At 64.4% G+C, this 12464-nt stretch carries 9 protein-coding genes; 4 read left to right on the forward strand and 5 right to left on the reverse strand.

Annotation, left to right across the window (positions count from 1 at the left end):
• The first annotated feature begins 2 nt into the window (after window positions 1-2).
• From DK26_RS20710 to DK26_RS20725, 4 genes are all read left to right on the forward strand, one after another.
• The gene (locus DK26_RS20710; protein ID WP_157089757.1) at window positions 3-1682 is read left to right on the forward strand and encodes a hypothetical protein; all 1680 of its coding nucleotides are present in this window, start codon (window positions 3-5) and stop codon (window positions 1680-1682) included.
• Window positions 1683-1796: 114 nt separating this feature from the next.
• A complete protein-coding gene (locus DK26_RS20715; RefSeq protein ID WP_157089758.1) occupies window positions 1797-4004 on the forward strand; it encodes a hypothetical protein in 2208 nt (735 codons plus the stop codon).
• A gap of 118 nt (window positions 4005-4122) precedes the next feature.
• The gene (locus DK26_RS20720) at window positions 4123-4944 is read left to right on the forward strand and encodes an AAC(3) family N-acetyltransferase (RefSeq protein ID WP_066476366.1); all 822 of its coding nucleotides are present in this window, start codon (window positions 4123-4125) and stop codon (window positions 4942-4944) included.
• 510 nt (window positions 4945-5454) lie between these two features.
• Window positions 5455-6915, forward strand: a complete 1461-nt coding sequence (locus tag DK26_RS20725; RefSeq protein WP_066476371.1) for a glycosyltransferase — start codon at window positions 5455-5457, stop codon at window positions 6913-6915.
• Window positions 6916-7027: 112 nt separating this feature from the next.
• Here DK26_RS20725 and wecB read toward each other — a convergent pair whose 3' ends face one another.
• From wecB to DK26_RS20750, 5 genes are all read right to left on the reverse strand, one after another.
• Window positions 7028-8071 (reverse strand): UDP-N-acetylglucosamine 2-epimerase (non-hydrolyzing), encoded by a 1044-nt coding sequence (gene wecB, locus DK26_RS20730; protein WP_066476374.1) that lies wholly within the window; start codon window positions 8069-8071, stop codon window positions 7028-7030.
• 65 nt (window positions 8072-8136) lie between these two features.
• Window positions 8137-9357, reverse strand: a complete 1221-nt coding sequence (locus DK26_RS20735) for a glycosyltransferase (RefSeq protein WP_083533409.1) — start codon at window positions 9355-9357, stop codon at window positions 8137-8139.
• A 139-nt stretch (window positions 9358-9496) separates the two neighbouring features.
• Window positions 9497-10669 (reverse strand): glycosyltransferase family 4 protein, encoded by a 1173-nt coding sequence (locus DK26_RS20740; protein ID WP_066476382.1) that lies wholly within the window; start codon window positions 10667-10669, stop codon window positions 9497-9499.
• 36 nt (window positions 10670-10705) lie between these two features.
• Window positions 10706-11860 (reverse strand): DegT/DnrJ/EryC1/StrS family aminotransferase, encoded by a 1155-nt coding sequence (locus tag DK26_RS20745; protein ID WP_066476383.1) that lies wholly within the window; start codon window positions 11858-11860, stop codon window positions 10706-10708.
• Window positions 11860-12444 carry an acyltransferase gene (locus DK26_RS20750; RefSeq protein WP_066476493.1) on the reverse strand — a complete coding sequence of 195 codons (585 nt, stop codon included), beginning with the start codon at window positions 12442-12444 and terminating at the stop codon, window positions 11860-11862. The genes DK26_RS20745 and DK26_RS20750 overlap by 1 nt, the downstream gene beginning before the upstream one ends.
• Window positions 12445-12464 lie beyond the last annotated feature (20 nt).

The following is a 12464-nucleotide window of genomic DNA, read 5'->3' on the forward strand; positions in this document are numbered from 1 at the left end:
AGATGCGGCGCGTGCTTCTCCTGTCGCATGTCCGTCCCGGACATGCGAACACCTCTTTCGAGCACGAGGCTGCGCTGGCTAATCATAAGGACGTTGATGTCCTTGTTATCAGTCCGCTGGATTTTCGCTTTCTTCCAGATGAGATACGTCAATTTGACGTATTGATCATACATTATTCGATTATCAGTTTTTCGCGTAACTATCTCAGCAAGGAAACCCGCGATGCTATTCGTGGCTTTCCGGGGCTGAAGGCCATCTTCATTCAAGACGAGTACCGTTTCGTCAACGACGCGGTCGATGCGATGATCGATCTCGGTGTGGATGTCCTCTTCACTTGTGTGCCCGAGCCTGCCGTCCCTCTGCTCTACGGCCGCCTGCGCAAGCGCGGGGTTCGTATCGAGCAGACTCTCACCGGCTATGTGCCGGACGACCTGATCGGTCGGGACAAGCGGCCTCTGCGAGAGCGCACCTTGGATCTGGTCTATCGTAGCCGCCCGCTCCCGGCGATCCTCGGAGCGCTCGGCTTCGAGAAGGTGCAGATCGCAAAGGGGATTCGGGAACTCGCCCCGCGGTACGATCTGAAGGTGGACGTCGACTGGCGGGAGGAGGCGCGCATCTATGGCGAGGGCTGGAACGCTTTCATGGCCTCGGGGAAGGCCGCGCTGGGAACCGAGAGCGGCGCCAGCATCTGCGATCTGACCGGGGATCTCGATGCCGCCATGACGTGGTATCTCGCGCGCAACCCCACTGCCGGTTATCCCGAGGCCCATCGCGATTTCCTTCATCCGTTCGAAGGTAACGCGGTCATCAACACGATCTCGCCGCGCGCTTTCGAAGCAATTGCGCTCGGAACCGTTCTCGTACAGTTCCCCGGTACCTATTCCGGTATTCTGGAAGCCGACGAACATTATATCGTTCTCGAAAAGGACTTTTCGAACTTGGACGAGGTGTCCGAGCGGCTGCGGGATGTCGACGATCTGGAAAGAATGGCGACCCGCGCCTATGACGATATCGTCCGCTCGCGGGCCTATTCGTACGATGCATTTGCGGAGCAGGCTTACGCGGTCCTGCGCGAGGAGTGGGAAACCCGGATCTATCGTGCGCCGGTGCCGCTGCCCGCATTGCCGGGCTGGCAGCGCCCTGCGACGTCAGTGCCCGAGCGGGATTTGCCTGAGGACTGGCGTGCAGCCATGGCCAGCGTGTTTACGCGACCGGTCGACTTGGCCTTGGCGAATGCCGGCGCGAGCTTGTCGTCGACCGCCGCCTTTTTCCCGCGGCCGCACGATCTCGACTACCTTCTGCGCGAAGGAACGGGCGATGGCTATGCCGCGGCCTTGCCGGATCAGGCACTTCCCCAGTCGCTGATGCTCGATCTCGGACGGGCTGCCGCGATCTCCTCGATCGAGATCGATTGGTACAACGAGGAGAACCGCCCGGCTGCGCTGTCGATCAAGGTTGCCGATGAAGACCAGGATTTCTCGATCGTCCTCGAGGACGAGCAGGTTCCGGTAGAGACCAAGCTGCGTTTGGGCGGGCGGACGACGCGGTGGGTGCAGATCACGGTTCACGCCTTTCATGGCCAGGGGCGCCTTCTGGTCAAAGGTCTGCGCGTCTTCGAGGCCGGCGGCCACCTGGTCGATTTCGGTGTTGCGTCTCTCAATTCCGTGGGACGTCGCCCCTAGCACGCCGGTGGCGAACGCAATGGCGCCGACGCTATCGTTTTCGCAGGCTACCCGGGTATGAGCAGTAAGCTGCTGTCGGCGGCGTTTCCAGTGTCAGCCTAGGCGAGGAAGAACATGGGTACCGGTCTGGTGCGTGGTGCGATGCGGCTGGGGCGCCGGGGCGCGGAGGCAGTGCTCTCGCGGGTTCTCCAGACGCCCGTCCGGCTGGTCGTGCAGCCCGCAGAGCCTGCGCTATCGGATACGGGCGTCCTCACCCTGTCAGCGCCGCAGTCCGAGCTCGTCGAAGCCGCTGCTGCTGACCTTGCTCCCGTTCCCGAGGCGCAGCGCGGCGCCGGCGAGGCGGCGAGCTCCCCGCGCACCGAGCAGGCCGACGATGCGCCGATGAACTGGCTCGCGCGCCGCGAGCCGAGTCGGCCCCGCCGCGAGCCGAGTCGGCCCTTGCGCGCGCTGCTCGACAACAGCCATTACCGGCTCGCCGCCGATCGTCTGGGCCGGCTGGTCTTTGAAACCGCGGACGGCGGAGCGTCGATCGTCCCGGCGCTTACCCTCGTCGTCGAATGGGCCAGCCCGTCAGGGCTTTCGCGCGAAGCGGCCCCGATCAAGCTCAACTCCCAACGCAAGCGGGACGAGGAGGCCTGGACCGCTTTTGCAGGAGCGGCGACCGGCAGTGTCGAGTGCGCCCTGATCCTGACCGGTCATCGCACATCGCCGATGGTGAATGTGCACGGACGCTGCGTGTTCCTGCAGCCGCCGCCAGGTCACGAGCTGGTGAGGCTCGCACTGGTGATCGATGTCGAGCCCGAGATCACCGAGCTGTTTTCGAAGAACCGCCAGGTGCTCCATCCGAGCGGCCCCGAGCGGCATTGGCTAGACCGCCAGGGGCTCGCGATCGGCGCCGGCAAGGCGGCGGCCGTGATCTACCATACCCCTGCCGTCTCGTCGTTGCAGGCCGACACCGGCGAGCGCCGCGTCATCGTCAATTTCGATCTCTCCGACGACCATCCCCAGATCGTCGACGATCCGAACGGGAGCTATCGCAACGCGTCGCGGGCGACCATTCGTCCGCTGCAGGCGTTGACGGGGCGCTTCGACCTCTGCCTCGGGGCCCGGCCTAAAGCCATGCCGCGGATCATGGCGCTTCCCGACGGATTTACCGCAGCCCATGTCTGGACGGAGCACGGCTGCTATACTTCCTATGGGACACATTACGCGCTTTATCTCGGCTCCGACCGCATCACCGATGTGACGAAGGCGAAGGGCGGGTTCGTCAAGCATGGCATCAAGACGACGAAGAGCGTCTTCTTCGATAATCTGGTCGGCGCCCTAAATGACGACCAATCGGAATTGTTCAAGGGCGACGTCGCGTCGATCAAGGGCAACAAGGCGTTCGAAGACAACCTGATCCAGCTCGACAAGCTCGGCTACGAGATCTGCCTGCACTGTCCGCAGGCGGCGAGCTCATCGCCCGAGGTGGTCGAGGGAGCGGTCTCCTACATGAACAAGGTCTTCAATACGAGGACCTGGATCGATCACTTCTGGTATCGGCCGGACGGCGTCAAATCGGGATGTTTCGAAGCCTTCTGCAATTGCGGCCTCATCACGCCGACGATTCGCCGGCTGTGGCGGGACGAGCAGACCCGCTTCTTCTGGAACCCGGCCTATGAGTATCTGCAGACGCCGCATCGTCGCGATCCGGACGATGTCGTCAACCACTGGAACTGGGACAGGGCATTGCCCAACCCGGTCTACTGGCGTCATCCGACTGTCGGGCTAGAGCAGGCGGAACTGGCCTCCACGGCGAGCCCGTTCGTCTCCTGGGCGACCTGGGATTCATGGTACCCGCGCGAGGGCCAGCCGCGTTATGACGCCGCGTCGCTCGAAGCCCTGGTCGCCAATTGGGGCATCGGCATCGCCCATGTCTACCCGACCTATGTCGGCGAGGCGAACCGGGCTTGGCGCCGGACGGATGACGGCGAAGTCGTCGTCTCGATGGAGTTCGAAGACATTCTGGCCCGCATGGCCAGGCTGGAACGCCAGGGCCTGCTCTTGAACACGACGATCAAGGATCTGCTCGGATACTGGCTGAAGCTCGAACGGGTGACGTGGCGCTACGAGCCGGAGACAGCGGCGCTGGTCTACGAAAATCTCGGGGACGAGGATATTCCCGGCTTCTCGGTCGCATTTGACCTCGTCGGCGAGGACGATGCCATCCTGTTGGATGGGCTTCCCGTCGAGAGCAGGAAAAGGTCGGGTAGCCGCGTCGTCAGTTTCGACCTTCCGGGAAGAGGGCGACGCACCTTGTCCGGCTTTGAGCCCAGTTAACCTGCTTGCGACAAAGTCCGGTTCGCCGGAGACGCTCTGTTTTCATGTCTCGACGCAATTTCGGATACAACCTCGATCCATGTTGCTGTCGAGACCGCTTTAGGCTGCGAGAATACTGATGTCCTATCCAATTCCGGTCTCCGACATTCTCGGCACGCTTCACGATCTCGGTGTAAGGCGGGGCGATAGCCTGTTCATCCATTCGTCGTTCCGGTCGCTGTACCGTGGCGCGGCGGTCGAGACGATGCCGGCGCTGTCGAGCGAAGCCTATGCGCGCCTGCTGATCCAGGAACTGTTGAATCATGTCGGTCCGAAGGGATCGCTGATGATGCCGACCGAGTTCCTGGCCGACTATCATCTCAGCTCGTTCCGCAAGGAGCTCATCGATATCCGCAAGGTCGGGACCAATCGCGGCTTCCTCACGCAGATGCTGCTGTCCTGGCCGGGAGCGGTGCGCAGTGCCCACCCGGTCTACAACGTCGTGGCAGTGGGCGAGACCTTGGCCAAGTCCGTCGCCTCCCACCATACCTTGCCTTACAGCATGGATGTCGGCTCCCCATGGTGGGATTTCAAAATGGCCGGGGGGAAGATCGTCTATCTCGGGGCTAGCCTCGAGTCGAACTCGTTCATCCACATGCCGGAGTATGCCCTCAAGAACGACTATCCCCGGCCTGTGTTTTTCAACCGGCCGCACGGATTCGACATCATCGACCAGTCCGGTCGGCCCGTTTCCATGGAAGCCTGGGTTCACGCGATCCGCTGGCCGGGCGGGACGGTGACGCGCTTCTGCAACTATCTCCAGCTTCAGTACGGCATCTTCAACCATGGCATGGTCGCGGACACGTCGGTCATCGTCGTATCTGCCGCGGCACAGTATGACGCGCTGATGCAGGAACTCGATCACGGCACGTCATGGTATGACGCCATCGGCTGGGCCTAGACTGCCGTGACGATCTAAGGAAGCGTCCGGGCGCGGATCGAACGCGGCGCCAATGGAAGCGGCGCCAATGGAAAGAGCCCAAGCCAAGGCTCTTGGCCGGTCGCGCGAGGGCTCCGGCACGGCCATCACGGACCGCTACGACGCTGACAGCCTTCGCGACATCAGTCGCGGCGAAAGTGGCGTCCATCCCCCCGCCACGGCGCCATCGGGCGTATCAGCATCGCTGCGATGAGATCGCCGGGCGCCGGCGCATAGAAGGCTTCTTCGCGAAGATCAAGCAGTGGCGGGACATCGCAGCAGGATGCAACAAGCGAACCCCCAGCTTCATAGGCTTCGTCGAAGCGCCAACATCATGACGTGGCGCCAATGTTTAATTCGCCGCCGTCGGCTAAACATTTGCACTGATTTTAAAGCTCTTGCTACGACGCGAAATTAAATGCAGCCGCGTTGGAATCGCGTTAAGGCGTGTTTGTCATCCTGGCTGAACAACGGACATCGACGGATTTTTCGATGAAGCTTCTTGTCGTTTCGAATATGTATCCTTCAACCGCCAATCCGGTCGGGGGTATCTTCGTTCACGAACAGGTCAAGGCCTTGCGGCGTGCCGGGATCGATGCGCGCGTGGCGTCGGGCAAGCCGCTCTGGCTGTCGGGGCGCCGGCCCCGGAATACGTTGCGGGTCGTCCGCAGCGAGTTGAGCACGAGGCGCAAAGGGTTCGCCTGGGTCGACTACGATGGCGTGCCGACGGTTTCGTTCAATTACTTCGCCGGCGCGTTCGCGCGGCCCTGGCTGTATCCCTGGATCTATCGCTCGGCGCTGATGGACGTCATCCCCAATCTCGCCGGCGACTTTCCCTATGAACTGGTCCACACCCACACGGCTTTTCTCGACGGGCGGGCCGGCGCCGCTGCGGCGCGTTTCCGTTCGGTGCCGATGGTCCTGACCGAGCATACGGGGCCGTTCTCGCTCGTCACCGATGACTGGCGCTTTCGCCAGCACACCCTCGCCGGCATGAACGGGGCCGACCGCATCATTGCGGTGAGCAGCGCCCTGCGCACGGAGATCACACGGCGCTTGCCGGCGATCGGCGAGAGCCGGATCGATGTCGTGCCGAACGGCGTGGACACCCGCTTCTTCGACCCTGCCATCGCAAACGCAGACGCCTCGCCCGATCCAGCGTGCGATTGGGCGAATGCGCTCGCCAGGTCCAAGCGCGAGCTCGTCTTGTACAAGTTCATCGCAGGCTTCCGCCTCGCGATGCTGGAGAGGGGAGAAGAACCCGTCTCCGGCAGCGAGGTCGCGCGCGCCATCGAGCTGGCGCTGCTCGCCGGAGTCGGCGAGGGGCCCTATGCCGACGATATCGAGGGCACGGCGCCGACGCCGCTTTCAGGCGATGCGCAGGATGAGGACTGCGTCAATGTGCTTTGGGTCGGGCATCTCGTCGACGTCAAACGGGTCGATCGCTTGCTCGAAGCCTTTGCGATCGCCCAGCGACGGGTCCCCGCCCTTCGCCTCAGGCTGGTCGGAGGCGGAGAGCTGGGGGCTTCGCTGAAACAACAGGCCGGAGACCTCGGGCTCGGTAAGGTCGTAACCTTCGTTCCGACCAAATCCAGGCAGGGCATCCGCAAGGAGATGGCGGCTGCCGATCTTCTCGTCATATCGAGCGAAACCGAAACCTTCGGCGTGGTCGGAATCGAGGCGATGGCGATGGGGCTGCCGGTGTTGACGACCGATTGCGGGGGGCCGGCCGACTATGTGAATGAGCCGCGCTATGGCGAGCTCGTGCCCAACAACACCGAGGACCTCGCGATCGGCTTGCAGCGTATCGCCGCGCGTATCGCGGGCTTCGACAAGGCGGAGTTGCGCCGGCACGCGGTCGAGAACTTCGACTTCGACCTCGTGGCCCGTAAGCTCGCGGGTATCTATCGGGAGATGTTGCAGCGCGAACCGCTGCAACGGGCGGCGGCCTGACGGGCAGCCGGGCCGGAGCTGACCGGGCAGTCCCAGCCAGGGGATGCGGACGGGCGATGTGCGCATCCGGTCGGCCCGGGCAGGCCCGAGAGCCTGCCCGATAGAACGCAGATCAGGCGGCCTCTCGCAGCAGCTTTGCGATGAGCCCGCTCGCCTCGCCGGTGCCATAGTCGGGGATATCGCGCCGAGGCTTGTAGGCCTCTTCCGTCCAGAGGCGGTTCCAGCCGGCCTCGATGGTTTCGACCCATTCGGTCTCGTCGCGCAGGGTCACGCAGGGCACGCGGTGGAAATAGGCCTCCTTCTGGAGCCCCCCGGAATCGGTGAAGACACCGGCCGCATGGTGCGTCAGCAGAGCCATGTCGAGATAGCCGAGCGGGGCGATCATGCGGATATTGGCCGGTACGATGCCGCGGGCCTCCATCAGCTTGCGCGTGCGCGGGTGAACCGGCATCACGATCGGCGTCTCTTCTCCGGCCTTCGACAGCCAAGCGGCCACGCGGTCGAAGCGCTCGGGATCGTCGGTGTTTTCTGCCCGGTGAATGGTGGCCACGGCATAGCTCTTCGGCGCGATCCCCAATTCGTCGAGAATGCTGCGGCGGCCTTCAGCCTGGCGCACGGCGTGAAGCGCGACATCGTACATGACGTCGCCGACCTGGTGGACGCCCTTGGTCAGGCCCTCGCGCGCGAGATTGGTCACGGCCGTCTCGGTCGGGCAGAAGAGCAGCGCGCTCACATGGTCGGCCATGACCCGGTTGATCTCTTCCGGCATGCGCCGGTTGAACGAGCGCAGCCCCGCCTCGACATGCGCGACCGGAATGTGGAGCTTGGCGGCGGCAAGCGCTCCGGCAACCGTGGAATTGGTGTCGCCATAGATCAGGACCAGGTCCGGCTTCTCCGCCAGCATGACGGCCTCGAGCTTTTCGAGCATGCGCCCGGTCATCGCGCCATGGCCCAGGCTATTGACCTCGAGGTTATGGGCCGGCTTGGGGATAGCCAGTTCCTCGAAGAAGACATCGGACATGCTGGCATCGAAATGCTGCCCGGTATGCACCAGGATCTCGCGGTGATCGCCGAGCGCCGCGATCGCATGGCTGACCGGCGCCGCCTTGATGAATTGCGGCCTGGCGCCGACGACGGTGAGAATGGTGAGAGGCATGTGAGCTCCTTGACGTGCGGTCGATCCGGCGCGTTCCCGGTCGAAAGATCTTGCCGATGTCGGGGTTAGGCTATCGATTGTATGTCATGTGATCGCGGCGGCGGCGGTGCGGCGCAGGCGGCCAGCGCATCATAGATGCTGGTAAGCTTGTCGCGCTCGCGCTCCCAGGACAGTTCGCGCGCCGCCGTCAAAGCCCGGCCACGCATGAGCTGCAGCTCCTCGATGCCGATGCGTTCGATCGCTGCGGCGATGGCTTCGGGGGTCGCGGCGGTTGCGGTGACGCCGACCCCGTATCTGGCAACGAGATCGGCAAGATCGGTGCCGGCGGTCACGACGACGGCCAGTCCCGCCATGAGATACTCGAAGATCTTGTTGGGCAGGGCGAAGCGGTTGTGGCGGGTCTCGAGCGGCGCGCAGAAGATGCCGATATGGGCCTCGGCGGCGCGAGGCACGACATCGGCGGCCGGGACGGCGGCCTCGAAGGTCACGCGCCCCTTGATCGCGGGATCCTTGGCCAGGCTGCGCAATTTCGCCAGATAGGCCGGCGCGCCGTCGCCGCGCAGCGTCAACACGGCATCGGGCAGATGACGCAAGGCCGAGATCGTCGCCTCGATGCTGCGCCCCCCTTTCATGATGCCGTGAAACAGCAAATGGCGGGGGCCGGATATCTCCCTGGAGGTGATGGCCTGATAGGTGGGCGTGTTGCGAACCACAGTTGGGGTTTCCGGTAGCCCGTAGAGCGCCCGAAGATCCTCGGCGATGCCAGCGCTGACGGTGATCACCTTGTCGGCGGCGCCTATGAACCTGCGCTCGATCTCCTGAATATGGCGCTGGGCGACGAGGCGCCAGCGCATGTTGTCGGCGTGTTCCTCGGTCGCGAACTCATGGCTGTCATAGACGATGCGAGTGCGAAAAGCGTGCTTGGCCGCTGCAGCCGAAGGAAGCGTCTGGCAGTCATTGGCGTGCACGACGTCGGGTCGGAGCGCGAGCAATGCCTGGCGCGCAGCGCGATGGTGCCGGCGGAGGAAATGGAGCGGTACCGTGGATGCCGGGATCAGGCCGGCTGGCGCCTGCGTGAGCAGAATCGCAGCCCGCTGCGCAGGGCGGCTTCCGGGGGAAGGCAGCTGAATAAAGTCGCAATGGGCCGGCGGCTGTTCGCCGAAACCTATCGCCGTGACCTTGTATCCACGGTCGGCCAGCGTTGCGATGGTCCGCAGAACGCGATGGTCGCTGTCGATGGAGGTGAAGGATAGGACGGCGACATGCAACGTGAAGACGCGCCTCAAGGAGGAGTACTGGAAAACGGATCGATCGAATTGCGACCAACTCTATTTCTAGAGTTCGCTGCGTCGGCTTGTATCGCAGGCTGATCTGCAAAAAAACAGGTTCCGCCTTCAAACTTAAGCAGAAACCGATCGATCTGCCTCAGTCCGATTGTGGCCGGAGCCGGCGACCTTGCCGCCTGCGTTCGCGGACGACGAGATTCCTGAGCATTGCGACGGTGTCGGCGACCCTGAAACGCCAGTCATACAGTGTTTCGACCGCGGTCCGTCCACGGCCCCCCATTGCATCCGCCGAGGTGCGATCGCGGACGAGGGTGGCAGCAGCTTCGGCAAGAGCCACGGGATCTGCCGTCGGAATCACGAGCCCGCAGCCGTGCCGGCGCACGAGATCCGCCTGGAACGGCAGCTCGGTGACGATGACCGGACGGCCGGCCGCCATGCCTTCGAACAGTTTGAGCGGGGCGACCCCACCTTCGTCGCGGGCGCCATGGGGTTCTATCGGGCACAGGACGGTGAACGCGCGCGCGGCCAGCCCGGCGAGCTCGGTCTTCGGGAGATAGCCGAGCGCTAGGATGCGCGGATCGGCTGCAGCGGCCTGCCGAACCCGGGGGGCGAGTTGCCCGTCGCCAACGACGACCAAACGTAGCTCGGCGGGCCAGGCCGGCTGTCGGACTGCCGCCAGCATCGTGTCGACGCCGTGCCAGGCAACCAGGCCGCCGAAGAAGAGAGCATAGTCGCCGTCAATCTGCGGGCCGCCTGGCGCTGCAGGCTGGAATAGCGCGCCATCCGCGCCGTTGGGGATGAGATGGAGCGTCTCGTCACGGCCGAGGATGGCGGCCAGCCAGGCCTTAAGACCGGGCGTGACCGCGACGACGGCGGCGGCCGAGCGATACTGGACGATCTGGACCCAATTCAGCCCCGCGGTGACCCAGCCAGGCAGGCCGTAGCTGACGCCGATATCGGCGGTCCGGCCATTGACCTCGTGCACGACGGGTTTCCCGAGAAGCCGTGCGACGAAGGAGAAGGGCAGGGCGGCCGGATGAGCCCGCACATAGGCGATATCCGTGCTTTTGAGCGCCGCCAGCGCGCGCAGGGTCAGGCTGACGTAGCGCAGCATCCGCCCGATCCGGGAATCGGGCGGAGCCCCATCGGGCAGTTCCTGTGCGATCAGCCGGGTCGGCAGGCCGTTCGCGCCGAGCCCGTCGGCGATGGTTCGGACATGGGTATGCGACGCCTGGCCGGGTCGAAGCGTCTCCAGGCTCAGATAGAGGACACGCGGCGCGTCATCACCGGACACGGCCGGTTGCCCGATCATGGCGTCATCGGGGATGAACGTGGCGCGTGGCCTCGGTCACGCCGCCGATGCTTTGCTTGTCAAGGCCGCGCGCACCGCCGCGATGATGTAGTCCTGCGTCGCCTCATCGAGATAGGGATGCATCGGCAGGGCTACGACCTCCTGCGCGACGCGCTCGGAGATCGGCAGGCCGTTGCCGGCGACCGGATAGTGCTTGTAGGCAGTCTGCTGGTGCAGCGGCTTGGGGTAATAGACGGTGGTCGGCACGCCCTTGGCCTTGAGCGCGGCCTGGAAGGCGTCGCGCTGGGCGGCATCGACGCGGATCGTGTACTGGGCCCAGGTCGAGACGCAATCCGGCATGACATGAGGCGTCGTGACCAGATCCTTCAGCGCCGCGGTGTAGCGCTGCGCGACGCGCTGGCGCTTCTCGATCTCCTCGGCATAGACCTTGAGCTTCTCGATCAGCACCGCGGCCTGGATCGTGTCGAGGCGCGAGTTCACGCCGACGCGGACATTGTCGTATTTGTACGCGCCCTTGCCGTGGAAGCGCAGCGAGCGTAGCAGCTCGGCATGCTCGTCGCTGTCGGTGAGGATCGCGCCACCATCGCCATAGCAACCGAGAGGCTTGGCCGGAAAGAAGCTCGTGGTGGCGAAGGCGCCGATCGCGCCGGCGATGCGGCCCTTGTAGTTCGCGCCATAGCCCTGCGCCGAATCGGCGATCAGGACGAGGTCGTTCTGCTTGCAGAAGGCCTCGATCGGGTCGTAGTCGCAGGCTTGGCCGAAAAGATCGACGGTGATCAGCGCCCGCGGCCTGAGCTCGTGCTTCCTTGCGGTGTCGAGCGCGGCGGCGAGGCTCTTGGGATCGATGTTGTAGGTGGCTTCGTCGATCTCGGCGAAGACGGGGGTCGCGCCCATCCAGGCGACGACTTCGGCCGTCGCCGCGAAGGTGAAGCTCGGGCAGATGACGGCGTCGCCCGGGCCGATGCCGAGGGCCTCGAGGACGAGAATCAGCGCGTCGGTGCCGTTGGCGACGCCGATCGCATGCTTGGCGCCGCAGAAGGCAGCGAGCCCGGCCTCGAACTGGCCGACCTGTTCGCCGAGGATGTAGTTGCCATCGTGGACGACCTTGAGGATGGCGTCGTCCATGGCCTTGCCAATGTGCTGGCGCTGGGCCTTGAGGTCGATGAACTCGATCTCGGGATGGTCGCTCATCAGATGATCTCCTCGAGAGTGTCGGGCCCGGTCTCGCGGTAGCGCCGGCCGGTTTCGGGGCAGGTCAGATCGGCGCCGAGCTTGGCGCCGTTATGGCTCATCCAGCCGATGCGGCGCGCCGGCACGCCGGCCATCAGGGCGAAATCGGGCACGTCCTTCGCCACCACCGCGCCTGCGGCGATGAAGCAATAGGCGCCGAGCGTATGGCCGCAGACGATGGTCGCGTTGGCGCCGATGCTGGCACCCTTCTTGACGAGGGTGCGACGGAACTCCGACTTCCGGTTCAGGAAGGCGCGCGGATTGTTGACGTTGGTGAAGACGCAGGACGGGCCGCAGAAGACGCCGTCCTCAAGCTCGACGCCATCGTAGAGGGCGACGTTGTTCTGGATCTTGCAGTCATTGCCCACGGTTACGCGTGGCCCGACCATGACGTTCTGGCCGAGCACGCAATCGCGGCCGATCACGGTCTCGCCGAGCACATGGACGAAGTGCCAGACCTTGGAGCCGGCCCCGATCGTCACGCCCTCGTCGACATAGGCGCTTTCGTGAACCTTCACGCCGGGAAAGCGCGGGTCCTCACGCATCTCCGAGGCCGCCATCGGGC

The sequence above is a fragment of the Allobosea sp. WAO genome, from assembly GCF_001509835.1.
Classification (GTDB): domain Bacteria; phylum Pseudomonadota; class Alphaproteobacteria; order Rhizobiales; family Beijerinckiaceae; genus Allobosea.

Bases quoted from the DNA above. Each gene is read 5' to 3' on its own strand.
- DK26_RS20710 (WP_157089757.1), top strand. From the start codon at position 3: ATGCGGCGCGTGCTTCTCCTGTCGCATGTCCGTCCCGGACATGCGAAC.
- DK26_RS20715 (WP_157089758.1), top strand. From the start codon at position 1,797: ATGGGTACCGGTCTGGTGCGTGGTGCGATGCGGCTGGGGCGCCGGGGC.
- DK26_RS20720 (WP_066476366.1), top strand. From the start codon at position 4,123: ATGTCCTATCCAATTCCGGTCTCCGACATTCTCGGCACGCTTCACGAT.
- DK26_RS20725 (WP_066476371.1), top strand. From the start codon at position 5,455: ATGAAGCTTCTTGTCGTTTCGAATATGTATCCTTCAACCGCCAATCCG.
- wecB (WP_066476374.1), bottom strand. From the start codon at position 8,071: ATGCCTCTCACCATTCTCACCGTCGTCGGCGCCAGGCCGCAATTCATC.
- DK26_RS20740 (WP_066476382.1), bottom strand. From the start codon at position 10,669: ATGATCGGGCAACCGGCCGTGTCCGGTGATGACGCGCCGCGTGTCCTC.
- DK26_RS20745 (WP_066476383.1), bottom strand. From the start codon at position 11,860: ATGAGCGACCATCCCGAGATCGAGTTCATCGACCTCAAGGCCCAGCGC.
- DK26_RS20750 (WP_066476493.1), bottom strand. From the start codon at position 12,444: ATGCGTGAGGACCCGCGCTTTCCCGGCGTGAAGGTTCACGAAAGCGCC.